The sequence below is a fragment of the Kribbella caucasensis genome (assembly GCF_004361855.1).
GTDB classification, from domain to species: Bacteria; Actinomycetota; Actinomycetes; order Propionibacteriales; family Kribbellaceae; genus Kribbella; species Kribbella caucasensis.
This window is the reverse complement of the sequence record NZ_SNWQ01000017.1, coordinates 101,640-126,773: the sequence shown is the minus strand read 5'-3', so window position 1 is coordinate 126,773 and position 25,134 is coordinate 101,640. Positions and strand designations below refer to the sequence as shown.

26 protein-coding genes are annotated in these 25,134 nt (G+C 69.1%); 8 read left to right on the top strand and 18 right to left on the bottom strand.

The features are described from left to right. Nucleotides 1-31 precede the first annotated feature (31 nt). Nucleotides 32-1,060: a S66 family peptidase gene (locus tag EV643_RS30450; protein ID WP_133803618.1), complete on the top strand. Its 1,029-nt coding sequence runs from the start codon at nucleotides 32-34 to the stop codon at nucleotides 1,058-1,060. Here the strand turns inward: EV643_RS30450 and EV643_RS30445 are convergent, their stop codons facing one another. Further along, complete coding sequence (locus EV643_RS30445) at nucleotides 1,061-2,080, bottom strand: serine/threonine-protein kinase (protein ID WP_133803617.1); 1,020 nt, start codon at nucleotides 2,078-2,080, stop codon at nucleotides 1,061-1,063. Nucleotides 2,081-2,135: 55 nt separating this feature from the next. On the opposite strand from EV643_RS30445, the gene EV643_RS30440 reads away from it, so the two are divergent. Then, the gene (locus EV643_RS30440) at nucleotides 2,136-2,675 is read left to right on the top strand and encodes an RNA polymerase sigma factor (RefSeq protein WP_133803616.1); all 540 of its coding nucleotides are present in this window, start codon (nucleotides 2,136-2,138) and stop codon (nucleotides 2,673-2,675) included. Here EV643_RS30440 and EV643_RS30435 read toward each other — a convergent pair. Further along, entirely contained in the window at nucleotides 2,662-4,038 is a 1,377-nt protein-coding gene (locus tag EV643_RS30435; RefSeq protein ID WP_133803615.1) for a S28 family serine protease, read from the bottom strand. The genes EV643_RS30440 and EV643_RS30435 overlap by 14 nt on opposite strands. Before the next feature lie 32 nt (nucleotides 4,039-4,070). Further along, nucleotides 4,071-4,961 carry a LysR family transcriptional regulator gene (locus EV643_RS30430; protein ID WP_133803614.1) on the bottom strand — a complete coding sequence of 297 codons (891 nt, stop codon included), beginning with the start codon at nucleotides 4,959-4,961 and terminating at the stop codon, nucleotides 4,071-4,073. Nucleotides 4,962-4,992: 31 nt separating this feature from the next. Between EV643_RS30430 and EV643_RS30425 the strand changes: the two genes are divergently transcribed. After that, nucleotides 4,993-5,427 (top strand): hypothetical protein, encoded by a 435-nt coding sequence (locus EV643_RS30425; protein ID WP_133803613.1) that lies wholly within the window; start codon nucleotides 4,993-4,995, stop codon nucleotides 5,425-5,427. Between the two features lie 51 nt (nucleotides 5,428-5,478). Here EV643_RS30425 and EV643_RS30420 read toward each other — a convergent pair whose 3' ends face one another. The 5 genes from EV643_RS30420 to EV643_RS30400 all read right to left on the bottom strand — a co-directional run bounded on the left by EV643_RS30420 (nucleotide 5,479) and on the right by EV643_RS30400 (nucleotide 9,757). After that, entirely contained in the window at nucleotides 5,479-6,258 is a 780-nt protein-coding gene (locus tag EV643_RS30420; RefSeq protein WP_238165896.1) for a S1C family serine protease, read from the bottom strand. A 226-nt stretch (nucleotides 6,259-6,484) separates the two neighbouring features. Next, nucleotides 6,485-7,432: a VWA domain-containing protein gene (locus EV643_RS30415; RefSeq protein ID WP_133803611.1), complete on the bottom strand. Its 948-nt coding sequence runs from the start codon at nucleotides 7,430-7,432 to the stop codon at nucleotides 6,485-6,487. After that, nucleotides 7,429-8,421: a DUF58 domain-containing protein gene (locus EV643_RS30410; RefSeq protein WP_166665631.1), complete on the bottom strand. Its 993-nt coding sequence runs from the start codon at nucleotides 8,419-8,421 to the stop codon at nucleotides 7,429-7,431. The genes EV643_RS30415 and EV643_RS30410 overlap by 4 nt, the downstream gene beginning before the upstream one ends. Beyond that, nucleotides 8,418-9,449: an AAA family ATPase gene (locus EV643_RS30405; protein WP_133803610.1), complete on the bottom strand. Its 1,032-nt coding sequence runs from the start codon at nucleotides 9,447-9,449 to the stop codon at nucleotides 8,418-8,420. The genes EV643_RS30410 and EV643_RS30405 overlap by 4 nt, the downstream gene beginning before the upstream one ends. Further along, complete coding sequence (locus tag EV643_RS30400) at nucleotides 9,446-9,757, bottom strand: hypothetical protein (RefSeq protein WP_133803609.1); 312 nt, start codon at nucleotides 9,755-9,757, stop codon at nucleotides 9,446-9,448. The genes EV643_RS30405 and EV643_RS30400 overlap by 4 nt, the downstream gene beginning before the upstream one ends. A 130-nt stretch (nucleotides 9,758-9,887) precedes the next feature. Here EV643_RS30400 and EV643_RS30395 point away from each other — a divergent pair, with 130 nt between their 5' ends. From EV643_RS30395 to EV643_RS30385, 3 genes are read left to right on the top strand one after another with little or no spacing between them, the layout of a single operon-like run. After that, the gene (locus EV643_RS30395; protein WP_133803608.1) at nucleotides 9,888-10,580 is read left to right on the top strand and encodes a response regulator transcription factor; all 693 of its coding nucleotides are present in this window, start codon (nucleotides 9,888-9,890) and stop codon (nucleotides 10,578-10,580) included. Further along, complete coding sequence (locus EV643_RS30390; protein ID WP_133803607.1) at nucleotides 10,577-11,836, top strand: sensor histidine kinase; 1,260 nt, start codon at nucleotides 10,577-10,579, stop codon at nucleotides 11,834-11,836. The genes EV643_RS30395 and EV643_RS30390 overlap by 4 nt, the downstream gene beginning before the upstream one ends. Before the next feature lie 38 nt (nucleotides 11,837-11,874). Then, nucleotides 11,875-12,612 carry a potassium channel family protein gene (locus EV643_RS30385; RefSeq protein WP_133803606.1) on the top strand — a complete coding sequence of 246 codons (738 nt, stop codon included), beginning with the start codon at nucleotides 11,875-11,877 and terminating at the stop codon, nucleotides 12,610-12,612. Nucleotides 12,613-12,615: 3 nt separating this feature from the next. Here EV643_RS30385 and EV643_RS30380 read toward each other — a convergent pair whose 3' ends face one another. From EV643_RS30380 to EV643_RS30340, 9 genes are all read right to left on the bottom strand, one after another. Continuing rightward, complete coding sequence (locus EV643_RS30380) at nucleotides 12,616-13,380, bottom strand: sensor domain-containing protein (RefSeq protein ID WP_133803605.1); 765 nt, start codon at nucleotides 13,378-13,380, stop codon at nucleotides 12,616-12,618. Nucleotides 13,381-13,817: 437 nt separating this feature from the next. Then, on the bottom strand, nucleotides 13,818-14,207 hold the full coding sequence (locus tag EV643_RS30375; protein ID WP_133803604.1) for a PRC-barrel domain-containing protein: 390 nt from the start codon (nucleotides 14,205-14,207) through the stop codon (nucleotides 13,818-13,820). Between the two features lie 80 nt (nucleotides 14,208-14,287). Then, nucleotides 14,288-15,076 carry a hypothetical protein gene (locus EV643_RS30370; RefSeq protein ID WP_133803603.1) on the bottom strand — a complete coding sequence of 263 codons (789 nt, stop codon included), beginning with the start codon at nucleotides 15,074-15,076 and terminating at the stop codon, nucleotides 14,288-14,290. A 129-nt stretch (nucleotides 15,077-15,205) separates the two neighbouring features. Next, complete coding sequence (locus EV643_RS30365) at nucleotides 15,206-16,639, bottom strand: FGGY family carbohydrate kinase (protein ID WP_133803602.1); 1,434 nt, start codon at nucleotides 16,637-16,639, stop codon at nucleotides 15,206-15,208. Nucleotides 16,640-16,713: 74 nt separating this feature from the next. Continuing rightward, on the bottom strand, nucleotides 16,714-17,742 hold the full coding sequence (locus EV643_RS30360; protein WP_133803601.1) for an NAD(P)-dependent alcohol dehydrogenase: 1,029 nt from the start codon (nucleotides 17,740-17,742) through the stop codon (nucleotides 16,714-16,716). Next, the gene (locus EV643_RS30355; protein ID WP_133803600.1) at nucleotides 17,742-19,211 is read right to left on the bottom strand and encodes a mannitol dehydrogenase family protein; all 1,470 of its coding nucleotides are present in this window, start codon (nucleotides 19,209-19,211) and stop codon (nucleotides 17,742-17,744) included. Before EV643_RS30355 ends, EV643_RS30360 begins: the two co-directional genes overlap by 1 nt. Then, entirely contained in the window at nucleotides 19,208-20,050 is an 843-nt protein-coding gene (locus tag EV643_RS30350; RefSeq protein WP_133803599.1) for a carbohydrate ABC transporter permease, read from the bottom strand. Before EV643_RS30350 ends, EV643_RS30355 begins: the two co-directional genes overlap by 4 nt. After that, entirely contained in the window at nucleotides 20,047-21,000 is a 954-nt protein-coding gene (locus EV643_RS30345) for a carbohydrate ABC transporter permease (protein WP_133803598.1), read from the bottom strand. The genes EV643_RS30350 and EV643_RS30345 overlap by 4 nt, the downstream gene beginning before the upstream one ends. A gap of 10 nt (nucleotides 21,001-21,010) precedes the next feature. Next, nucleotides 21,011-22,375 carry an ABC transporter substrate-binding protein gene (locus EV643_RS30340; RefSeq protein WP_133803597.1) on the bottom strand — a complete coding sequence of 455 codons (1,365 nt, stop codon included), beginning with the start codon at nucleotides 22,373-22,375 and terminating at the stop codon, nucleotides 21,011-21,013. 163 nt (nucleotides 22,376-22,538) lie between these two features. Between EV643_RS30340 and EV643_RS30335 the strand changes: the two genes are divergently transcribed. Both EV643_RS30335 and EV643_RS30330 read left to right on the top strand, forming a co-directional pair. Next, nucleotides 22,539-23,498 carry a sugar-binding transcriptional regulator gene (locus EV643_RS30335; protein WP_133803596.1) on the top strand — a complete coding sequence of 320 codons (960 nt, stop codon included), beginning with the start codon at nucleotides 22,539-22,541 and terminating at the stop codon, nucleotides 23,496-23,498. A gap of 5 nt (nucleotides 23,499-23,503) precedes the next feature. Continuing rightward, entirely contained in the window at nucleotides 23,504-24,304 is an 801-nt protein-coding gene (locus tag EV643_RS30330; protein ID WP_133803595.1) for a phosphotransferase, read from the top strand. Here the strand turns inward: EV643_RS30330 and EV643_RS30325 are convergent. Next, a complete protein-coding gene (locus EV643_RS30325; RefSeq protein ID WP_166665630.1) occupies nucleotides 24,293-25,015 on the bottom strand; it encodes an AfsR/SARP family transcriptional regulator in 723 nt (240 codons plus the stop codon). The genes EV643_RS30330 and EV643_RS30325 overlap by 12 nt on opposite strands. Nucleotides 25,016-25,134 lie beyond the last annotated feature (119 nt).

Sequence of the window (25,134 nt, the reverse complement as noted above, 5' to 3'; positions counted from 1 at the left end):
TCGCCAAGCAACCCTGGGATACGGTCGCGTCATGATCTTCACAGCCAAGCCCGTGCTGGGTGACAAAGTTGCCGTGGTCTCGCCGTCCGGTGGACTGCCCGAGATCTTCCCGGCGCCGTACGAGCTCGGGCTGCGGCGGCTGAGCTCGTTCGGGCTGGAGCCGGTGGAGTATCCGACGACCCGGAAGCTGGCGTCGACGCCGGAGCAGCGGGCAGCCGATCTGCACGCGGCCTGGTCGGATCCGTCCATTCGGGCGGTGATCGCGACCATCGGCGGGGACGATCAGCTCACCGTGCTGAAGCACCTCGATCCGGCGGTCTTCCGGGCCGACCCGAAACCCTTCTTCGGGTACAGCGACAACACGAACCTGCTGAACTTCCTTTATTCGCTGGGAATTCCGGCGTTTCACGGCGGGAGCGTGATGGTGCAGTTCGGCCGGGGCGGCGCGATGCACCCGGACAGCGAGCGATCGCTGCGGGCCGCGCTGTTCACCTCGGGCGACTTCGAGCTCACGCCAGCGTCCGGCTGGACCGACCGGGACCGCGACTGGGCCGATCCGAGCTCACTTGAGACTGAGCCGGAGCTGTTCCCTGGGACCGGTTGGACCTGGCACGGCTCAGCTGAGCAGGTGAGTGGGCGGCTGTGGGGTGGATGTCTGGAGATCATCGACTGGCAGCTCGCGGCCGGGCGCTGGATGCTGCCGGCCGAGGAGTACTCCGGGGTGCTCTTCCTGGAGACGAGCGAGGAGCTGCCGAGCGCACCGCAGGTGTACCGCATGCTGCGCAATCTCGGCGAGCGCGGCCTGCTGAGGCGCTTCGACGCCGTGCTCTGGGGCCGCCCGAAGGCCTGGTCCCTCGAGCAGCACCTGACGGCCGACGAGAGCACCGCCTACACGACCGACCAGTACGCCGCCGTCAGCCGCGCGCTCGCGGAGTACAACCCGGCGGCCCTGCTGGTGACCGGCCTGGACATTGGCCACACCGACCCCCAGCTGATCCTCCCCTATGGCGGCATAGCGCAGGTGGACGCGTTGAACCAGCGGATCACGGTCACTTACTGATCAGCGGCCAAGGAGAAACCATCCACCCGCCGCCGCGGCGGCGAACACCACCGGCAGGGCGACCAGCAACCATCCGCGGCCGCGCCGACGTCGCGACTCCCCAGCGGCGGCCGCGATCGTCGTACCGATCTCGTCGACGTTGCCGACGGTGGTGCGGCGCGAGGCGAGCAGGGGTGCTTCCTGTTCGAGCCGGTAGGCCTCGGCCTCGAGGCGGTCGGCGAGGGTGTCGGCGCGGTTCCAGCGGTCGCCGACGCGGTATGCGCAGGCCCGGGCGAGGATCTCGTCGACAGGTCCGATCGCGTCGTGCAGCAACGGCCGCAGGCTTGGCGGGTTGCTGTCCGGGTCGCGGCCGAGCACGTCGTTGATGGTCGCCGCCACGAACGGCGCCCGCCCGGTCAGCAGGGCATACGTGACCGCGCCAACGGCGTACACGTCGGCCCGCTCGTCGAAGCCGCCGTCGCCTCGGCCCTGCTCAGGCGCCATGTACGACGGGGTCCCGACCGCCTGGGTCAGCCCGGAGGCCTCGGCCGCGCGCTTGGCCAGGCCGAGATCGGCCAGCACGATCCGATGGGTGCCGCCGCCGGACTCCTGGCCGTTGGCGGGCCGGAGCAGCAGGTTCGCCGGGGTGATGTCACGGTGTACGACGCCCTCGGCGTGCAGGGCGGCGACCGCGCGGGCCAGGTCCGCACCCCACCAGAGCGCGTCGGCCGGATCCACCGGCCCCTCGGCCAGGAGGCCCGCGATCGTGCCGCCGCCGACGTAGTCCATCACGAAGTACGGCCGGCCGTCGGGCAGCTCACCGAGATCGAACACCCGGACCACCCGGTCGCTGGCGATCCGGCGCATCAGCCGCGCCTCGGCCAGGAACCGCTCGCGCACATCCGACCGGGACGCCCAGTTGTCCGCCAGCACCTTGACGGCCACGTCGACGTCGAGATCGTCGTCGTACCCGCGCCAGACCGTTGCGAAGGCACCCGCGCCGATCTTCGACTGCAGCCGGTACCGCCCGATGACGTCCATCCCGGCTATTGTCGGTGACTGAGGGGACATAAGCGAACACGAGCTTTGGGGGAGCATGAACGAGGACCTGGAGGACCTCGCGGCGCAGGCGTCGCACGGCGACCAGACCGCGTTGGATGAACTGCTACAGGCGATCCGCCCGCAGGTGCAGCGCCGGGTCGCCAAGTTCCTGCCGTTCCGCGAGGACGCCGAAGAGGCCGCGCAGGACACCCTGATGACGGTGGCGACCAAGATCCACACCTTCAAGGGCACCGGAAGTTTCGCCGGCTGGCTGACCGTGGTCGCGACGAACCAGGCCCGGCAGACCTACCGCTCGCTCAAGCGCCGCTCGGTCGAGTCCTCCGCCGAGGTGTTGCCCGAGGCCGTCGACCCGCGGACCACGTCGGTGATCGCCGGCTCCCGCCTCGATCTGCTGGAGGCACTCGAGGCGCTCGAGTCGAACCACCCGAAACTGGTGCAACCGCTGGTACTCCGGGACCTCGGCGCGATGTCGTACGCCGAGATCGCGGACGAGCTCGACGTACCGCTCGGCACCGTGAAGGCCCGGATCCACCAGGCCCGCAAACAAGTCGCCGAGCACCTCACCGTCCGCTGAGCCGCAGCGCCCCTGGATCCACGGTCCTCGACTGGATCGTGGTGTCGACCGGAGCGGCCATCCACTGCTGCAGGATCCGGGTCGCCTCGGTGCGAAGCGCGGCCGGCAAGGCACCGATGTTCGATCCGTGGTTGCCGGCCGGGACGGTGTACCAGTGCGAATCCCTGGTCCCCGGCCCGGGCTCGAACTTCTCCGCGCTCCACGGATCGTTCTCGCCGTACACGAACAGCATTCGCCGGCCACTCGTCTTCAGCCACGTATCGACATCGCCCATCGCGAGCGGTTCGTGCTTCGGCTCGATCGCATCCGGTACGGCGGCCGGGGCGTCACCGGCTTCCCGATAACGCAGCAAACCCTTCAACCACGTGGTTTTGCTCGCCACATCGGGCCAGTTCAACTGCTGCGTCGCCTGGTAGAAGTACGGCAGGAACGGCGCTGTGCCCTCGTCCGAGTAGAACGACCAGCCCGCGATCCGGTCGACGAACTCGAACAACTGCTGGTCGGTCGCGGTCGCGCTCCCGGGCACGACTGCGCAGTCCAGCTGGGTTCCGTACTGCCAGAACGCGAACGGCGTGTCCAGCAGGGCCGCCTCCAACGCCCGATCCGCCGAGCCGAAGGTGCTCTCGTACGTCAGTCCGTTCGCGGCGGCGAAGTCCTTCAGTTTCGCCACCATCGCCGGCCGCCGGAGCAACGTGTTGCGCTGCAGGTTCCGCAGAGCCAGGTTGCACTGCGGATCCTGGCCCGCCCGCTGGATGAAGTCGACGTACGAGTCGCGCCGGTTCACCACGTCCTGCGGCGCCACGTAGGCGACCGTCGCGTCCACGTCATCCGGGTAGAACCGGCGGTGGTAGACCGATGTCATCCCGCCCTTGGAAGCGCCGGTGGAAACCCAGCGGCCCGGATACAGCGCCTGCTTGAACGCCTGGATGATCCGGTGATGATCGCTCGCGGCCTGCCAGATGTTCAGCTTGGTCCAGTCCTGGCTCTTCGGGGTCGAGTTGTTGAAGAACCGCTGCTCGACGTTGAGCTGGTTGCCGTCGACGAGTCGCGTCGGCTCGGCCGTGAACGCGCCGCCGACACCGCCGTACCCGGTCGTGTGCAGGACGGTCGGCCGGTCGAAGCCGCGATGCCACAAGGTCACCCGCTGCTCGAACTTCTCGCCGTTCGGCCGCTTGTGATCCGCGGGCTGGGTGTACCAGAGCACGAAGAACGGCTTCCCGTTGACCGTCGCACTGCTCTCGATCCGCAATCCCGGGATGGTCGCCAGCTTGGCTCGCACATCGTCGACCGGATCCGCGGCCGCCGGCGTCACTCCCGAGAGGACGAGCAAGGTGGTGACCAGGAACAGCTTGAGCAGACGCATGGGCGGACTCCTGGGTGTGGGGCGACACTCCACTACCGAGGGTAACCTGCTGCGCGGTGAATGTGATCGGCCAGGGCGCGGCCGGCCGGGGTCGCGCGGCGCCTGCCGCGGGCGAGGAGATGGCGGCGGAGGGACCACGGATCCTCCAACGGGCAGAGGTCCAGCTCGAGGTTCTCCGGTACTGCGGGGCGCGGGACGACGGCCAGTCCCGCACCGGCCGTCGCGAGGGTGATCAGAGTGTGCAGATCGGGGACGAGGGTGCGGAACCGGGCGACCGGCGCGTTCTTCGCGAGATGCCGGTCGATCCATTGACGCAGGGACGAATCCAGGGAAAGCCCGACCATCGGGTGCTCGGCGGCCTCGCGGTACGTCATCCCGGTCCGCCCGCTGAGGACGCCGCCGGCCTGACCGATCACGACGAGATGGTCGTCGCTTAGTGGTTCGATCGGCAGTTCGGTCTCGCCTGCCTCGTCGTGCAGCACGATCCCCAGATCCGCCTCGCCATTAGCGAGCAACCGCAGGCTTTCCGGGGTCCGATGCTCGGAGACCGACACGTCGTACTCCGGGTGGGCGCGCAGGAAACTCGTCAGCGCCAGCGGGACCAGCCGATGCATCGCCGAGGCCCCCGCAACCAGTACGACGGGCCTTCCGGGGGCCGCCGTGTAACTCCCGACCGCGCTGTCGAGCCGGGTGGTCTCGGCCAGGACAGCCTGCGCATGCCTTGCCAATGTGGTTCCCGCAGGTGTCGGTCGAACCCCTCTGCGTTCGCGGATCAACAGAGGCACACCGGCCTGCGCCTCCAACGCTCTCACCCGCGCACTCGCCGACGGCAGGCTCAGGTGCACCTGCTTCGCCCCTGCGGTGATGGAACCTTCGCTGACCACGTGAACGAACAGCCGCAGATCATCGAGGTCGTAGCGCATCCCACCAGCCTACGTCTGAGCCTTACCCACGGTGCACGAATTCCGCATTGTGCACGAGGTCGTCCCGGCCGGATCCTCGTACTCGGAGGTGACCATGCCGGACTACAGCCCCGCGGCGCGCGCCCGGGTAGCCCTGTCGTACGAGGCCTGCCAGCTCGCCGAAACCGCCCGCCGCGCCGTACCCATCGCCCCGACCGAACTCCACGCCGACGGCACCCCGGCCTGGGCCCTTGACATCGCCACCGACCTACTCGAGGCGACCGCGCGGTACCTCGAAGCGGTAGTCGTCTTCACCCGCCTCACCGGCGCCCACCTCGATCTCCCCGAAGGCCCAACCACCACCGACTGGTGGCGCACCCACCTACTCCAAGACCCCTTGGAAGCCGCCCAAGACCTAGACGACTGGCTCCACCACCACACCGACGAGCCACTTCCCCCGAACCCCGTCTCCGGTCCACTGGCATGACTGGGTCCCGCTGCGTGCAGGTGAGGGGCACGCAGCGGGACGTTGTTGGGGCTAGTCAATGAGGTTTTGGACGATGGTGGTCATTCGGTCTACGGGGATGGCGAAGCCGATGCCGATGTTGCCGGAGCGGCTGGAGGAGCCGAGGGTGGCGATGGCGGTGTTGACGCCGACCACCTGACCGGATGCGTTGACCAACGGGCCGCCCGAGTTGCCGGGGTTGATGGCCGCGTCGGTCTGGATCGCGGTCTGCCGGCTGCCGCTGTCGCCGAACCGGGCCTGCCGGTCGACCGCGCTGACGATGCCCGCCGTCACCGTGCCCTCCAGGCCGAGTGGTGAACCGACGGCCAGCACCGGATCACCGACCCGGAGTTCCGACGACTTGCCGAGCGTGAGCGCCCGCAGGCCCGAGTTGCTCGCGTCCGCGGCGACCTGCAGGACGGCCAGGTCGTTGTCCGAGTCGACGCCGATGATCTCGGCGTCCAGTGACCGTCCGTTGGACAGCACCAGCGTCACATTGCTCGCTCCTTCCACCACGTGGGCGTTCGTGACCACGTGGCCCTGCTGGTCGATCGCGAACCCCGAACCGGTCGCCCGACCGGCTCGCACCGACACCACACCGGGCAGCACGCTCGCGGCCGCCGAAGCGATCGACGAACCACCCGAGCCCGGTGCGGACGGAGCCGACGCCTGCGGCAGTTCCGCAGTCGCGACCGACGGCGTGTCATCGCCCCAACCACCTGTCACCGCGCCGGCGAGACCACCCGCCAGGATCGCCCACGCGATCCCGGCGGCCAGCGTGCGCCCGGTACGGCGGCGTACCGGAGCTGCCACGGGTCGGTCCGTCACCCCGGCCTGAGGTGCCGCGGCCAGAGAGGGGGGTTCCGACGGGAAGGGGGGCAAAGGTCTGGCGGAGGCCGGGGTGACGGGGAACGGGAAGCCAGTCGGCGCCGCGGGTGGTTCGGGTGCGACTGGCGGTGGACCGGGGGTGTAGTCCGGTCCGCGGAACGGATGACCAAGATGAGGACTCACTAGAACTCCAACCTGTTCAGGAAGTTGCTCATGGCAACCGCGAGAACCACAACAGGGATGCCAGGCCGGCCAGCAGCGCGGCGGCCAGGGCGATTCCGGCGACCAGGTTGGTGATCTCGCGTTCCTCGGTGGTCCAGCCGATCGACGACTGGAGGTCGGAGTAGACGTCGCGCAGTTCCTCGTCGCTCTCGGCGGCGTAGAAGGAACCGGCGGTGTCCTGGGCGAGCCCACGCAGGGCCTCGGTGTCGGCGGGGACCGGGATCGTCCGGCCTTCGAGGTTGATCGTGCCCTCCGCGGTTCCGTAGGCGATGGTCGAGACCGGTACGCCGGCCTGCGACGCCGCCTCGGCGCCTTCGTCGATCGAGCGGCCCGAGGTGTTCGTTCCGTCGGACAGCAACACGATCCGGGCCGGCGGCGGGTCCTCCGCGGCCTGCGCGTCCAGTGACCGGACCGCTTGCAGGCTGGTCAGTACGGCGTCCCCGATCGCGGTGCTGTCGTTCATCGTCAGCCCCCCGATCGCGTCGACGGTCGCCTGGTGGTTCGTGCTCGGCGGCGTCACCACGTTCGCCGTACGGGCGAACGAGACCAGGCCGACGTTGAACTGCTCCGGCAGGTTGTTGACGAACTCGGTCGCGGCCTGTTTCGCCACCTCCAACCGGTTCGGCTCCACATCGGTGGCGGCCATCGAGTTGGAGACGTCCATCGCCACCACGACGGTGGCCCGCTCCCGTGGCACCTGGACGTCGGCGACCGGGCGGGCGATCGCGATGGTCAGCACAACGATCGCGGCCAGGAACGCGAACGCCGGCGCGTGCCGCCGCCAGCCGGGCCGGCTCGGTGCGACCTTCTCCAGCATCGGCAGGGTCGCGAACCGTACCGCGTACTTGCTCCGCCGGCGCTGCGCGACGACGTAGGCGACGACCAGCGCCGCGGCCACCAGCAGCAGCCAGAGCCACAGTGGTTGCTCGAATCTCATCGGATACCGGTCCTCCCTCGGGGGTTTCGGCGGGCCGCTGCCCGGCGGCGGGCGGTCGTGAACGCGGCCACGTCGCGAACCCAATCGGTGTCTGTGCGCAGCACCAGATGGGCAGCACCGGAAGCCCGGATCGCCTGTGCGGTGTTGGCACGTTGCTCGGCCATCGCGGCGGCGTACCGCTCGCGCAGCCGTTTCTTGCTGGTCTGTACTTCGCGGCGGCGGCCCGTCTCCGGATCGACCAGGGTGAGCAGGCCGACCTCGGGCAGTTCGAGCTCCCGCGGGTCGAGGATCTCGACCGCGAGCACCTCATGCCGAGCGGCGAGCCGCCGCAGTGGACGGGCCCAGCCGGATATTCCGCCGCTGGCGCCGTGGAAGTCGGAGACGACCACTCGGAGTCCGGGCCTCGGGTGTTCTCTGTTCAGCCGGGTGATCGCCCGGCCGAGGTCGGTCGCCGGATACTCGCCAGGTGTTGCCCTGGGCAACGAGAGCAGGGTCCGTAGCGTCCGGCGCCGGGCGGCCGCGCCGCCGACGTCGGGGATCCTGCGGAGCTCGTCGCCCAGGGCAACCCGGACGCCGAGGCGGTTGCCCGGGCCGTCGGCGAGCAGGCCGACGGCGCCGACCACGGCGACCGCCAGATCGCGTTTCTCGCTGAGCGCGGTGCCGAAGTCCATGCTGGCGGACGCGTCCACCAGGGCCCAGGTCTCCAGCTCCCGCTCGGCCAGCGGCGCCCGGACGTGCGGTTCGAGCGAGCGGGCGGTCACGTTCCAGTCCATCCGGCGGACGTCGTCCTGTCCCGCCTGGTACGGCCTGGCCTCGTTCGGCTCGCTGCCGGGACCGCTCCGCAGCCCGGTGATGTCGCCGTGCAGGAACCCTTCCAGTTTCCGCTTGACCGACAACTCCAGCGACCGCAAAGCCCGCTCCCGCCCAGCCAGCAGGTCCGGACCGACCAGCTGACCCGGCGTACCGCCCTGCACGTCCGGACTGGTCATGCCGCCGACCCCTGTACGCCGCCGGTCGGGTCGAACCCGCCTGCCGTGTTGATGCCAGGAGGCGTGTCGTCAGCCGGTACGACGTGCGGCTGCTCGACGGCGCTCAGCACCCTCGACACCACCGCACGCGGGTCGACCCCGTCCGCGAGGGCGTCGAACGTGAGGACCATCCGATGCGCCATCACGTCGTGCGCCACGTCGTACACGTCGGCCGGCAACACGTAGTCCCGGCCGCGCAGCAACGCCAGGGCCCGGCCCGCCGCGACCAGACCCAGCGTGGCCCGCGGGCTCACGCCGAACTCCAGTACGCCGCCAAGGTCGTTGATCCCGTACTGCTGCGGCGCCCTGGTCGCGTGGACCAGCCGGACGACGTACTCCGCAACCGCGTTGTGCACGAAGACGTCCTCGGTCGCCTCCTGCAACTCGCTCACCATCGCGGGCGTCAGGACCGCGTTCGCGTGCGGCCGGTGCGCACTCATCCGCTGCAGGATGGTGAGCTCCTCCATCGGGGTGGGGTAGTCGACCGTGATCTTCAGCAGGAACCGGTCCCGTTGCGCCTCGGGCAACGCGTAGACGCCCTCGGACTCGATCGGGTTCTGCGTCGCCAGCACCAGGAACGGCTCCGGCAGCGGGTAGCTGTGGCCGCCGATGCTGACCTGGTGTTCGGCCATCGCCTCGAGCAAGGCCGACTGCACCTTGGCCGGGGCCCGGTTGATCTCGTCGGCCAGCACGAGGTTGGCGAAGATCGGGCCGAGTTCGGTGTCGAAGCCCTCGGCCGACGGCCGCCAGATCCGGGTGCCGACGATGTCGCCGGGGACCAGGTCGGGGGTGAACTGCAACCGGGTGAACCGGCCGCCGATCACCTCGGCCAGGGTCCGCACGGCCAGCGTCTTGGCGACGCCCGGAACACCTTCCAGCAGGCAGTGGCCGCGGGCCAGCAGGCCCACCAGCATCCGCTCCACCAGTTGGTCCTGGCCGACGACGACCCGCTTCACCTCGAACAGGGCGCGCTCGAGTACTGCGGTCATGCGTTGCTCTGCGGGTCGGCCTGCTCGGGCTGGGTCTGCTCGGGCTGCGACGGCTGGGTCTGCTCAGGCTGGGCCTGGCCCTGTCCCTCGCCGCCGCCGTTCTTCTCCGGGCAGTCCTCGGCGCTTCGCCGGCTGTTCTGGCCGTCGCCCTGGGTGCCCGGGGACGGGGTGGTGGCGCCTTCCTCGATGGTCACGTAGCCCTGCTCGGGCGCCGGTTCGTCGCCGGCCGCATAGGCGATACCGCCGATGCCCAGCGCGGCCGTGGCGACCGCGGTACCGAGCAGGATGCGCTTGCCGGGGAGGTTCATGCCTTGCTCCTTCGAATCGGGATGTTGGCCACCAATTCATCAGGTCGGCCCGAAAACGACCGGAAAGTGCGGCGAAAGTCCACCGAAAGAGCACCCCGGGGTCCGCTGGCAGCACGGTTACCTTTGGGATGTGCGACTACTGGTGGTTGAGGACGAAGAAGGCCTGGTCAGCGCTCTGCGCTCGGGACTCGGCCGGGCCGGCTATGCGGTCGACACCGCGTTGACAGGTGCCGAGGCGGTCGAGAAGCTCGCGACCACGGCGTACGACCTGGCCATCCTGGACATCACGCTGCCGGACACCAGCGGCCTGGATCTGTGCCGCGCCGTCCGCCGGGGTGAGATCGAGGTCGCATCCGGGCGCGAGTTGCGGGTGCTGATGCTGACCGCGCGCGCCTCGCTGGCCGACCGGGTTCGCGGGCTCGACGAGGGCGCCGACGACTACCTGACCAAGCCGTTCGCGCTGGTCGAGCTGCTGGCCCGGATCCGCGCGCTGCTCCGCCGGGACGTGACGAACGGCAGCACCCAGTTGCACGTCGGCGACCTCGTGCTGGACAGCTCGCGTCACCTCGCCACCCGGGCCGGCCGGGAGTTGCCGTTGACGTTGAAGGAGTTCGGCGTACTGCGGTATCTGATGTCGCGGCCGGGGCACGTCGTGTCGGCCGAGGAACTGCTCGAACACGTCTGGGACGAGAACGCCGACCCCTTCACCCAGAGCGTGCGCGTCACCGTCGGTACGCTGCGGCGCAAGCTCACGACGGACGGCGAGGAACCCGTGCTGGAGACCGTGATCGGCCGGGGCTACCGGCTCAGAGGTGAAACATGACCACGCGACTGCCGTCCTGGACGCAGACCATCCGGTTCCGCTTGACGCTGACGTACTCCGCCGTACTGATCGCGTTGTCCGCATTGCTTCTGGGCGGCGTGTACTTCGCGCTGTCGGCCCTGCTGGACGCGAAACCGCTCGACCCGATCACGGTGAACAAGGTGTACCGCGGCGCCGACGGCGAGCTGAAGGTCAAGCCGAACGTGGTGATCCAGGCCGCCGAGATCTCCAGTATCGAGTCGGCGGTGAACCACCAGACCCTGCAGACGTTGCGGAACTACTCGGCCGCGGGGATGGGCGCGCTGTTCATCGTCAGCCTCGGTACGGGCTGGTGGTTGTCGGGTCGCGCGTTGCGGCCGGTACGGCGGATCACGGCGACCGCGCAGGAGATCACCGCGACCGATCTGTCCCGGCGCATCGCGTTGGAGGGTCCGCGCGACGAGCTGCGGAATCTCGCGGACACCGTCGACGACATGCTCGAGCGACTCGAGTCGGCCTTCGTCGCGCAACGGCAGCTGGTGGACGACGCGTCCCACGAACTGCGCAACCCCTTGGCGGTGATCCAGGCCAACGTGGACGCCGTACTGGCCCACGACGACACGCCGTCCGAGGACCGGGCTCAAGCGACCGCGATCGTCGCCCGTGCGATCCAGCGGATGACCCGCCTGGTGGAGGACCTGCTGGCCTCGGCCCGGCGTTCGTCGCCCGCCTTCGTCGACGCCGACGTGGATCTCGCCTCGATCGCCGGCGAGGCCGCGGAGGAGTACGCCCTGCTCGCCGCCGACCGCGAGCTCCACCTGGTCCGCCGGCTCTCCCCCGGCCCGACCGCCGCGGGCGACGCCTCGGCCTTGCGCCGGGCCGTGGACAACCTGCTCTCGAACGCCGTCCGGCTGGCCCGCGGCGGCAGCGAACTCGTCCTCGCCGTCGGCAGCCGCAACGGCTGGGCCTGGATCGCCGTCCGCGACGAGGGCCCCGGCATCGCCGAAGACGACGCCGACCGCGTGTTCGACCGCTTCTTCCGCTCCGGCGCCCGCCAGTCCCCCGCCACCGTCCAGTCCACCGGCCAACGCCGCGCCGGCCTGGGCCTGGCCATCGTCCGCCAGATCGTCGAATCCCACGGCGGCACCGTCACCCTGCACTCCGAACTGGGCGTAGGCAGCACCTTCATCCTCTGGCTCCCCGAACGCTCCCTCACCAACACCACCCGCCGCACCCCCACCCCACCCAACGAAGACCCCCTAGGCCCCCGCCCCTGACCCCTGGACGGTCGGGTTGGGCCGGGCAACCCTGACCCATGACCACCGCACACCTGACCCGCTGGGAACGCACTGCCGAGTGGCCCTTGGCCGCCCTCGCCATCCTGTTCCTCGTCGGCTACGCAACACCGATCCTGGTGCCCGACCTGAGCGACAGCGCCAGCACCTGGTGCCGTGTCATCACTTGGATCGCCTGGGCTGCATTCGCGGTCGATTATCTGGTACGCCTCGCGCTCGCCCCGTCACGCCCGCAGTTCATCGGCAGCAACCTGTTGGACTTGGCGGTGCTCGTCCTCCCGCTTCTCCGCCCGCTGCGAATGCTCCGGCTGCTGACCTTGCTCAACGTCGTCAACCGGTACGCCGGTGCCACCCTCCGCGGACGCGTCGCCGTCTACGTCGCCGGCTCGTCGGTGCTGCTGATCTTCGTTTCCGCCTTGGCAGTTCTCGACGCCGAGCGTTACGCGCCGAACGCAACGATCAAGACCTTCGGTGATGCTGTCTGGTGGGCGTTCACCACTGTCACGACCGTCGGCTATGGCGACCGCTTCCCGACAACCGGCACCGGACGGGTCGTCGCGATCGGACTCATGCTGGGCGGAATCGCCCTGCTCGGCGTCATCACCGCGTCGCTCGCCTCCTGGCTGGTGCAACGGGTCGCCGAGGTAGAAGACAAGAGCCAAGCCGCCACACGAGCCGACCTACTGGCGTTGAGTGCTCAGATCACGGCTTTGCAGAAGCAGTTGGCGGTACTCCGCGAACCCCCACCGGAGCACTGATCATCAGGTGCCGGAGTTGGTGGTTTTGAGGGTCTTCTTGGCTTTGGTTACGGCGGTTTCGGTAGCGCCGGCTACGTCTTCGGGGAAGCCCATGACGGTGAGGGCGATGACCACATCGGCTACGCCGGTGGTGACCATCGTCAGTTCGAGGCCTTCGAGGGGGCCGCTGGTGGCGGTGAAGCGGACGGCGACCGGGGTGGTGCCGGCTTGGGGTGGGGAGACCTCTCGTACCTGGACCGTGGAACTGCCCTCGTTGGGGACGCGGAGGGTGAGGGTCTTGCAGCTACGGATCGCGGAGCGGAAGGAGTTCTGCAACGCAGCGACGGCCTGCGGGGTACCCATCGCGTCGATCTGCTCGTCGATGAACGGGCCCTCCTGACCGCCGGAGTACGACTCGATGGCCGATGCCTTCGAACCGGGCGGGGTGTCGGCGTTGGTGAGGGCAACGAGTTTGGCGCAGGCCGCGTTTTTCGACGACGCCGTGATGTCCCCGCCTTCCGCCGCCTGATCCGACTCGATCGAAAACCCCGGCGGTAGATCCGCCAACGCCATCAGTGCCTTCTTCAGCTCGGCCGCGGTCCGCGTCTGCGGTCCGGCCGGCTTCGGCGTGGACGGTGTCGCCGAGGGTGTCGGAGTTGGTGTCGGCGTCGCGCTCGGCGTACTGGTGCTGGTCGACGGCGCGGGCGAGCCCGACGGCTCTTCGTTCGAGCAGCCCACGACCAGCAGGCCCGCGGCGGCGGCAAAGGCGAGCGACTTCGGAGCACGCATCGGTCCGTCCAATCCTGGACCGGGCGGGATCCCGTCGACAACAAGTCACCGCAATCTACAACGACGGCAATCCGTACGCCGGCACGCTCGGTCGCGTGTTCCGGAGCCCGCGGGCAATCCTGTGGACCGCCGATCTCGACGGCCACCCCATCCAACTCCTCCAGCCGCTCAGTGAGCTGCTCCGGCTGGCGGGGTCTCGAGTGCCGCCGCTTTGAGCACCGGCCGGCCGTGTTCCGGGCCAGGACGTGACTGGCCCGTGCTCAAGGTCGCCGCTCAAACCCATCTGGAAGGCCGGGCCTCCTGCCAAGCGGACTTGGGAGAGTTCCTCCGGCGCAGCCGCAGTTCCCGGAACCGTGAACAAGTTGTCGGGGGCTGGGACAGGTTATGCCTTGTTCACGGTCCCGGGATGGTGTTCAAGGTCCCCGCGTCCGGCGGGGTCAGCCGAATGGTCTGGTGCCCCACCAGGGGCCGACGTCGTAGTAGCGGTAGATGTCGTCGTAGTCCGGGGCGTCGGTCAGTTCGGGGTCGTAGCCGGGGGCATCGACCACGGCCTGCCGGTGGCGGTCGATCACGACCTGGTCGGCGTCGAGCTTGCGGACCAGTTCGACCGGGACCAGGCGCGACTCCTTGCCCAGGCCGAGGAATCCGCCGTCCACGACCTGCAGCAGCCGCACCTTGCCCTCGTCGTGGTCCAGGAAGAGTCCGTCCACCTTGCCGAACTTCTCCCCGTCGGTGTCCACGACCGTCCGGCCACGAATATCGTCCTCGGGATCAGCCAGCACCAGGTCCGTTTCACCCAGTTTCACCAGCAGTACACGGTCACTCATCGTGGTCCTCCTCTCGTCGACCACACTCCCGGTAACCGTCATCGCTCCATTTCAAACAACTAGTGGCGCGCAACGGGCCACTAGCTCACCTTGACGGTGGCGGGGCCGGACAGGCCGGCGGCGTGTTGTTTGGTGGCGGCTCGGAGGACTCGGACCGACCAGGTTCCGGTGGTTGGGAAGGCGTAGGCGATGCGGGTGATCGTGTTGGTCGGGACTGCGACGCTGCGGACCGTGGTCCACACGGTGGAGCCGGGCTTGCGGGCCTGCAGGTGTGCGACGGCTCCGGCGTCGTACGGCGCCGCGGCGACCTCGTAGGTGACGGTCTTCGCGCGAGTGACCGAGGTCGGCACAACGCGCCAGACAACGGTCGCGACGGACACGGCCGGTACGGTCGGCGCGATCACCGTCTCGCCCGGGACCGAGGACGCCAGTACGGCCCGGAAGCTGCCGTTTGCGCCGCTGGTGAAGGGGATCGAGGCCACGCCGCCCGTCACCGTCTTCACCGAGCCGACCGTCGCCCAGGTGGTACCGCCGACCGCCTGGCGCTGCAAGGTCACGGTGATACCGGCGGGCGCGGCCGACCAGGTACCGAGCCGGTGGGTGTCCTGCACGGTCACCTTCGCAGTGCCCCGTTGACCGTAGTTCACCGCCGGAGCGGAGATCGTCGCCCGGCGCGCCGCGAGGAGCGTCACCGGCTGCGCGATCAGCTTGCGGTGGGAGCCGTCGGTCTCGAGCGAGAAGGAGATGGATCCCGGACCGGAGACCTTCGGTGTCACCGCCGCCGTGGTGCGGGGACTGGCGGTGGGTGTGGCGCAGTAGCTGCCCATGCCCACGGAGTCGGCCGGCTGCGCGGCGCTCAACTCGACCAAGCAGGTCTTCAGCAGATAGCCGGTCGGGGCGTCAGCGCTGACCGAGACGGTCGAACGAACCCCCAGAGTAAGTCGCAGCGGGCGGGAAATGGCCGCGCCCGCTGGCTTATCGGGTGATCACGGTGAGTGTTACAAGCGTTTGCGTAAAGGTTGCGCAAGGAGTGGGCGGGTGTTGGTGAGGACCGTGGCGTAGAGCTCTCGGACCTCGGCTGCGTCGGTGTCGGTCAGGCCGGCTGGTTCGGGAGTGCCGAGCGCGATCGGCCAGGTGGTCGGGGTCGGATCGCCGGAGAGGGCCCAGGCGGCTTGGCGGGCGGCACCGAGTGCGACGTACTCACCTGGCTCCGGGAGAACGACCGCAGCGCCCAGCAACGCGGGGGCGAGAGCCTGTACTGCGCGGGAGCGGGCGGCACCACCAAGAAGGAGGATGCGGTTGACCGGGATGCCCTGGGCGCGGAGCGCGTCGACCGCGTCGGCCAGGCCGCAGAGCAGGCCTTCCACGGCGGCCCGGGCCATGGTCGACGGGTTGGCGGTGGCCCGGGTGAGGCCGTAGATGAGGCCGGTCGAGTGCGGGAGGTCGGGGGTGCGTTCGCCGTCCAGGTAGGGCAGAAGGACCAGACCGTCGGAACCGGAGGAGGCCAGAGCGGCTTCGTCGAAGGCGGTGAGGTCAAGGCCGACGAGCTGGGCGGTGGCGGAGAGGACCCGAGCTGCATTGAGGGTGCAGACGAGGGGGAGGTAGCCGCCGGTCGCATCGGCAAAGCCCGCCACCAAGCCGGTCGGGTCGGCGGTGGGAGTCGACGTCGTGGCGAAGGCGGTGCCGCTGGTGCCGAGGGAGACGGCGACGTCGCCGGGTTGGAGGTCGAGACCGAGTGCCGCCGCCATGTTGTCGCCGGTGCCGGCGGCCAGGGCGGCGCCGGACGCGGTGTGGCCGACGATCTCGGCTGGGCCGGCGACGCGGGGCAGGGCGAGGGGGCGGCCGAAGGCGCGTTCGACGAGCTCCGGTGAGTAGTCGTTGGAGAACGGGGACCACCAACCGGTACCTGATGCGTCGCCGCGGTCGGTGGTGATGTCCTGGATGCCGTCACGGTCCGCGGCCAGCTTGTGCGTGAGCCAGTCATGCGGCAGCGCAACAGCCTCTGCCCGAGCGGCCGCAGGAGCGTCGCGGACCCAGCGGAGCTTGGTGATCGTGAAGCTGGGGACCGGGACCGATCCGGTCGCCTTGGCCCAGGCCTCGGGGCCGCCCAGTTCGGAGATCAGCTCGAGCGTGGCATCGGCCGAACTGGTGTCGTTCCACAGCACGGCCGGGTGGACGACGTCACCAGCGCCGTCGAGCAGGACCATGCCGTGTTGCTGGCCGCCGACCGAGATCGCCTCGACCCCCTCGAGCAGGCCGTCCGCCGACGCGATCTCCCAAGCCCGGAACCACTCGGCCGGGTCGACCTGGGTGGCGTCGGGATGCGGCGCGCGCCCCTCCCGTAGTACCTCACCGGTCGCCGCATCGCACACCACGACCTTGGTCGCCTGGGTGGAGCAGTCCACTCCGGCGACCAGTCTCTGCTGACTCATGTTCGGCCTCTCTTCTCGGAGCGGTGGGGCGCGGCCCAACGGTATCCGCTACCCACCGGCCTCGAGGATGACGCTCACCTCCCGGGATGGACGATCGCCTTGATCGCCTCGGGGTCCCGGCGGGAGGCAGCCAACGCGTCCGGTGTCTGCTCCAGCCCGTGGCGGCTGGTCACCAGCCTGTCCAGGTCGACTCGGCCGCTCTCCACCAATGCGATCGCCGTAGGCCACGTATTGGCATAGCGGAAGGTTCCGGTCACCTCGATCTCATGCTCCTGCACGTACGACAGCGGCAACGGCAGCTCGTCACCACCCATGCCCACCAGCACCGCGCGGCCGGCCGCGGCGAGGGATCGGATGCCCTCGGCGACGACGGGTGGATGTCCGGAGCATTCGAGCAGTACGGTCGGGGACCAGTCCAGTCCGGCCGCCAACCTCGCCGTACGGGCGTCGATCACGTCGGTGGCACCAAGCTCCGACGCTGCCGCGAGACGTGCGGGATTCACGTCGGAGACCGCGATCCGGGTCGCGCCGAGTGCTCGCGCCACCTGCACGCAGAGCAGGCCGATCGCCCCGGCGCCGGTGACCAGCACCCGTGAACCGGCACCGACCGCGCCCTTTCCGCAGGCCCAGACAGCCACCGACAACGGCTCCAGCAAAGCCGCCGCCTCGTCGCTCACGCCGTCCGGTACGACGTGCGCCATCGCCTGGTGTACGACGACCAACTCGGCGAAGGCACCGTCGACCGGAGGGGTGGCGAAGAACCGCATGTCCGGGCAGAGGTTGTACCGTCCGGCGAGGCACTGCTCGCAGGTGAAGTCCGGCCGGCCGGGCTCGATCGACACCCGCTGCCCGACCCGGCGGCCGGTCACTCCCGGGCCGACCTCGGCGATCACGCCCGACGCTTCGTGACCCAGGACGAGCGGCTGGTCGACGACGAATCTCCCGATCCGTCCGTGGTCGAAGTAGTGCGTGTCGGATCCGCACACCCCGACGGCGGACACCTTCACCAGAACCTCGCCTGGGCCCGGCCGTGGCACCGCCCGCCGCTCCAGGACCACGTCGCCGACGCCACGCAGTACGGACACCCGCATGGTGTCAACCATCAACCGGCCAGTCCTTCAAGCGTCGCCCGGGCTCCACGCTCGTGCAGCGACGACAGCGAAGATCTGTACGCCGCCACGAACCGCTCATCGGCAGCCAGGTCACCGAACAGATCCGGATCAGAGATGAACACCAAGGGATCTTCCCGGTTCCGCTGGGCCCGCTCAACCAGCTTGTCGCGCAATCGGTCGACCACCTCGATCGGTTCGCCCTGCTCGTCCACGCCCTCGGCGTACCGGGCCCAGGAGGCGACCACCAGCGCGGCTCGGTCGATCCCGCGGCCCGCGGCGAGCTGTTCACGGATGACGGGCAGCAACCATTTCGGGATCCGGTCCGAGCTCTCCGCGCAGAGCCGCGCGAGCGTGTCCCGCACCTCCGGGTTGGCGAACCGCTCGATCAGCTGCCGCTTGTACCGGAACAGGTCGACCCCGGGCACCTCCGGCAGCGTCGGCGTCCCCTCCTCGTCCATGTAGCCGAGCAGGAAGTCGACGAACAGCTTGTCCTGGCAGACCTCGTGCGCGTACCGGTATCCGGCCAGATAGCCCAGGTAGCAGAGCGCCTGGTGGCTCGCGTTCAGCAGCCGCAACTTCATCAGCTCGTACGGCTCGACGTCGTGCACCAGTTGCACGCCGACCTCCTCGTACGGCGGCCGGCCGGCACCGAAATCGTCCTCGAGCACCCATTGGGTGAACGGCTCGCAGACCACCGGCCACCCGTCCTCGACGCCGAACCGGTCGGCCAGCGCGTCCCGGTCGGCATCGGCGGTGACCGGCGTGATCCGGTCCACCATCGAGTTCGGGAACCGGACCTCGCGCTCGACCCAGTCGGCCAGCTCGGGGTCCTTCAACCGGGCGAACGAGGTCAGCATCTTCCGCGCGACGTGACCGTTCCCCGGGATGTTGTCGCACGACATCACCGTGAAAGGCGGAACCCCGGCCGCCCGGCGCCGGGCCAGCGCCTCCACGACGAACCCGAAGACACTGATCGGCGTGGCGCCCTCGACCAGGTCCGCGGCAAGCCCGGCGTCGGACGTGTCCAGTTCCCCAGTCACCTGGTGAACGTGATACCCGCCCTCGGTGATCGTCAGCGAAACGATCCGGGTCTGCGGATCCGCCATCCGCGCGAGCACCGCCTCCGGGTCGTCCGGCGCGAACAGGTACTCGACGATCGAGCCGATCACCCGTGGCTCGAGCGTCCCGTCCGGATGCTTGACCACCAACGTGTACAGGCAGTCCTGCGCCTTCATCACGTCGGCCATCCGCCGATCGGCCGGCATCACCCCGACCCCGGCGATCCCCCAGTCGAGTGCCTTGCCGTCGTTCATCAACCGGTCCAGGTACATCGCCTGATGGGCCCGGTGGAACCCGCCCACGCCGAAGTGCACGATGCCCGGGCGGACCGCCGTACGGTCGTACGCCGGCCCGCCGACCTTGTTGCCGAGAGCACCCAACGAGCCGGAGTTCAAGGTCACTTGACGGCTCCCAGCGACAGACCCTGGACGAGCTTGTCCTGAGCCGCGAACCCGGCGATCAGCACAGGCAGCGACACCACGATCGACGCGGCACACACCTTGGCGAGGAACAACCCTTGACTGGTCACGAACCCAGTCAAGAACACCGGCGCGGTCTGCGCCACCGTACCGGTCAGCACCCGGGCGAACAGCAGCTCGTTCCAGCTGAAGATGAAGCAGATCAGCGCCGCCGACGCGATCCCCGGTGTCACCACCGGCGCGACCACGGACCGCAGTGTCCGGACCAGGTTCGCACCGTCGACCGACGCGGCCTCCAGGATCTCCACCGGTACCTCGGACAGGAACGACCGCAGCATCCACACGGCGATCGGCAGGTTCATCGACGTGTACAGGATGATCAGCAGCCAGATGTTGTCCAGGAACCCGACCGACTGTGCGAACAGGTAGATCGGCAGCAGGCCGGCGACCACCGGCAGCATCTTCGTGGACAGGAAGAAGAACAGCACGTCGGTCCACTTCCGTACCGGCCGGATCGACAGCGCGTACGCCGCCGGGAACGCGAGCAGGATGACCAGCGCGGTGGACAGGATGCTCGCGGTCAGCGAGTTCGCGATCGACGGCCAGGGCCCGGTGTCGAAGAACGACCGGTAGCCGTCCAGCGTCAGCGGCGCGGCGACGTCCGGCGGGTTCTTCGCCGCGTCCTCCTCGGAGTGGAACGAGGTCAGCAGCATCCACAGCACCGGCAGCACGAACAGGAGGCCGACGATCCAGGCCAGCCCGCTCAGCAGCACCCCGCCACGCTTCTTCCGTCCGGTCACGATCGTGATCTGCCCGCTCATCGTCCGGTCTCCTCTCGGAACAGCGTGGACACCGACCGCAGCGCGAACGTCGCGATCAGGATCGTGCCGATGACGACGATCACGCCCGCCGCCGAAGCCCGGCCGTAGTCGTGCGCGGTGTAGAACGTCTGGTAGATCGTGTACGGCAGGTTCGCCGTACCGAGACCGCCGGACGTGATGGTGAAGACGGCGTCGAAGTTCTGCACCACGTAGATCGAGCCGAGCAGCGCGCTCAGTTCGAGGTACTGGCGCAGGTGCGGCAACGTCATGTACCGGAAGATCTCCCACTGGTTGGCGCCGTCGATCCCGGCCGCCTCGATCACGTCCAGCGGGCGGCTCTGCAGACCGGCCAGCAGGATCAGCATCATGAACGGCGTCCACTGCCAGACCAGCGCGAAGATGATCGACCACAACGGCTGGTTGCTGATCCAGTCCGGCTGCGGCGCGTTGTCACCGAACAACCACTTCAGCACCCCGTTGAAGAGCCCGTACGACGGGTTGTAGAGCGCGTGCTTCCACAGCAGGGCGGCCGCGACCGGTACGACGAGGAACGGCGTGATCATCATCGTCCGGACCACGCCGCGGCCGCGGAACTTCCGGTCCAGCAGCAACGCGATCAGGAGTCCGAGCACCAGGCTGATCAGGACGACACCCGCGGTGAGCAGGATCGTCACCCAGATCGCGCTCCGGGTGTTCGAGTCGGTCAGCACCCGGCGGAAGTTGTCGATCCCGGCGAACCCGCGCTCGTCGGGGTAGTACGCGTTCCAGTCCATGAACGAGACGATGATGGTGACCACGAACGGCAACTGGGTCACGATGATCATGAAGATCAGGGCCGGCAGCAACGGTGCCCGGCGGGCCCAGTCCCCGGTCCGGCGCATCAGGGTTCCTTCGCCACCGGGCGGCGGCGCGGCGTGCCGGCCAGGCCGGGTCTCGGTTTCGACGGTCATCACAGCTCCCCTACTTCGCTTCTCGTGAGCGGTACCGCTCGGCCACGTCGTCGGCGAGCTCCTGCCCGCGTTTCAGGGCGTCGTCGACGCTCATCCGCCCGGCGATCGCCGAACTCACGTCCTGGCTGACCTGGGTGCCGAGATCCGGGAACTCCGGGATGTCGACGAACTGGATCCCGATCGCCGGCCGCGGCTGGACCCCGGGATTGCGCGGATCGGCCGTCTCGATCGCCTGCTTGGTCGGCCCCGCGAAGGCCGCGGCCTCCTTGAGGTACTCGGGGTTCTCGTACGTCGAGGCACGCTTGCCGGCCGGCACCCGGGACCAGCCGAGCTGCTGGCCGACCAGTTCCTCGTACTCCTTGCCGGACGCCCAGGAGATGAACTTCCAGGCGTTGTCCTTCTTCTTGCTGGCCTCCTGGATGCTCCAGGACCAGGCGTACAACCAGCCGGCGCTGTCGGTCTTCACGACCGGCGCGGGCGCGTACCCCATCTTGCCCTTGACCGGAGAGTTCGGCGCCTCCAGCGAACCCGCGGCCGACGTCGCGTCGTACCACATCGCCACGTTGCTCTGGACGGTGTTGTTCAGGCACTCGGTGAAGCCCGCTTGTGGTGCGCCCAGCTCACCGTGGGTGCGGACCAGGTCGACGTAGAACTTGACCGCCTCGGTGAACTCCGGGGCGTCGACCTTCGCCTGCCAGTCCTCGGTGAACCAGGTCCCGCCGAAGGTGTTCACCACGGTGGTCAGCGGCGCGAACACCTGGCCCCAGCCGGGCTGCCCGCGAAGGCAGATCCCGCGCATCCCGGGCTGGGCGTTGTCGACCTGGGCGGCGATCTCGGCGACCTGCTGCCAGGTCGGTTTGGCCGGCATCGTGATGCCCTTCGACTCCAGCACGTCCTTGCGGTACATCAGGAACGACGACTCGCCGTAGAAGGGTTCGCCGTACACCTTGCCGTCCTGGCCGGACAGCGAGTCCGTCATCGGCTTGAGCACGTCGTCCTGGTCGAAGGTCGGGTCGTTGGCGATGTAGTCCGACAGGGGTGCGATCCACTTGCTGGTGGCATAGATCGGGATCTCGAAGTTGCTCAGCGACGCCACGTCGTACTGGCCGGCCTGGCTGGAGAACTCCTGGCTGATCTTGTCCCGGACGTCGTTCTCCGGCAGCACGGTGAAGTTGACCGCGATACCGGTCTCTTTGGTGAAGTGGTCGGCGGTGAGCTTCTGCAGATCGACCATCTGCGGGTTGTTCACCATCAGCACGTTGATGCTGTCCGCACCACCGCCACCGGCGCCGCCACCCCAGCCGGCGCAGCCGCTGACCGCAGTCACCAGGAATGCGATCGCGACGGCCCCGATGCGTTTCCGCTGTCCCAGCACGAGCCGCTCCTCTGTGTGTGTCAGTCAAGAGACGTTGTCGGTCAGGGTTCGCTCATATGAGCAGGGCTCTGCTCACAGCATGAGTGAACCGGGAACGGATGTGCCTGTCAAGAGTCTGTGCAACACTAGGGCGCACGCATGCTCATATGAGCGGGGAGGACCGATGGAGCCGAGCAGCTTTGCCGGCGGGCCGGCACAGCTCGTCCTGACGGCGTCGATCGCGCGCCGGTACTACGTCGACGGCCGCTCCAAGGTCGAGATCGCCGACGAGTTCCGGCTCAGCCGGTTCAAGGTGGCGCGGCTGCTCGACCAGGCGCGCAGCAGCGGGCTGGTGCGGATCGAGATCAGCCATCCCGGCGCGATCGACCTCGACCTCTCCGCCCGGCTGCAGGAGGCGCTCGGACTCCGGCGCGCGATCGTGGTGGACACCCCCGAGGAGGACCCCGCCGCCCTGCGTCTCCAGCTCGGCAAGGCCGCCGCCGATCTGCTGTCGGAGATCGTCACCGCCGAGGACGTTCTCGGGCTCGCGTGGGCCCGGGCGGTGACCGCGATGACCGAACAGTTGACCTCGCTGGCACCCGTTCCCGTCGTACAGCTCACGGGTGCCCTGACCCGGCCGGACGTCGACGCGAACTCGGTCGAGCTGGTGCGACACGTCGCGCGGCTGTCGGGCGGACCGGCGTACCTCTTCTACGCCCCGCTCGTCGTACCGGATGCGGCCACGGCGCGAGCGCTGCGGCAGCAACCCGAGGTGGCCGACGCGATCGGGCATTTCGAATCGGTGACCAAGGCGGTGGTCGGGCTGGGGTCCTGGGAGGCCGGCCAGTCGACGCTGTTCGACGCGATGGACGACAAGGCTCGTGAGCAGCTGGGCCGTCGGGGAGTCGTCGCCGACATCTCCGGGGTGTTCGTCAGTGCCGATGGCGAGCCGGTCCAGAGCCGGGTCACGGACCGGGTGATCGCGATCAGCGCCGCGCAGATGGATGCGATCGACGAGGTGATCGCGATTCCCTACGGGATGGCGAAGGTCGAGGCGGTCCGCGTCGCGGTGCGCAGCGGCCTGGTCAACGGAATCGTCACCCATACCCCGCTCGCGAAGGCGCTGCTGGATGAGGTTGACTGAACGGCGTGCCCGAGGTCGAGACCCAGCTGCTCGGCGGTACCGCCAACCGCGGCCTGGTGGTGCGGGTCGGCGACACCGTTCGCCGCCCGCTGCGCCCGAGCAGCACCGCCACCCACGCGCTGCTCCAGCATCTGGAGCGGGTCGGTTTCAGCGGCGGTGGCAACGGCGCACCGACCCTCCTCGGCGTCGACGCTCAAGGCCGTGAGGTGTTGTCGTTCCTGCCGGGCGAGACGGTCACGCCGCCGTACCCGGACTGGTCGATGACGGACGCCGCGCTCGACAGCGTCGCGCAGCTGCTTCGTCGCTATCACTCGGCGGTCGCGGGCTTCGACCCGGACACTTTCGAGTGGGCCGAGCCGGTGCCACCGGCGTACGTCGAGGGCATGGTCAGCCACAATGATCCGAACCTGGACAACGTCGTGTTCCGCGACGGCGTGGCGGTCGCCCTGATCGACTTCGACCTCGCCGGACCTGGTTCGGCACTGTGGGACGTCGCCACCGCGATCCGGCTGTGGGCGCCGCTGCGACCTGATGCCGATATCAACGATCCCCGTCGTGGCCGCGCCCTGACTCGGCTCCGACGCTTCGCCGACAGCTACGGGTTGGGCGAGGCGGACCGTCTGCGCCTGGTCGACGCCGCCGCGCTCAACCACGTCTGGTGCATGGACTATGTACGCCGCGGCGCCGAGACGGGCCACCCGTGGTTCCGCCAGCGCTGGACCACCGGCGAAGCGGACCTCACCGACCGAACCAACCACTGGTTCACCACCCACGCCAGCGCACTTCGCCAGGCGCTACTCAGCTAGCAGATCGCTGTTGAGGAGGCGGCGATGCACGGACTGGGTCGCCGGCGACGGATCGGCACCGAGTTCGTCGGCGAGGCGGAAGCGCAGTTCCTCGTAGACCCGCAGCGCCTCGGCGATGTTGCCCTGTGCGGCCAACGCCTTCATCAGGAGCCGGTACCCGCTCTCGCGGTACGGGGCCTCGGCAACCAGTTCGCGCCCGAGCCGTGCGGCCTGGACGATCTCACCGCCCCCGATCCGGAGACTTGCGGTGGTGTAGACCTCGACGGCCCGGAGGTGAACCTCCTCCAGCTCGCGCCGCCAGTCATCGATCCACCCACCCTCGTGTCCGGGCAGGAAGGTGCGGGCGCTGACGTACATCGGCGTCGCGGCGGCCCACCACGCCTCGGCGTACCGTCCCGCGGCGAGCATGGACTCGGCCAGGTGGACGAACCTGAGCGCTGACTCCACGTCGACGAGCGTGTCGGACGGCAGCCACAGCTCGCAGCTGTCGCGCCCGGCCAGCCGGTCAGGCCCCAGCACTCTGCGAAGTCGGGACAGCACGGCCGAGAGTGACGACGATGCGGCCGGGGGCAGTGCGTCCGGCCAGAGCGCGGTCATCAACTCGTCCCGGGGAACCGGGCGGCGGGGATTGACCGCGAGATAGGCGAACACGAGCCGGCCCTGCTTGCCGGGCAGCGCCGTCTCGACCCGTGAGCCGTCGAGTTCTATCACGAGCCGACCGCACAACTGCACCCGATTCGTCGTGGTGCGCCTCCACAAGGAGCCTGCAAGGTTTGCGCAAGGCCATGTCAAAGGTAGCGCGGCAGCGTGGACCTCGAGGCCGGCGAAGG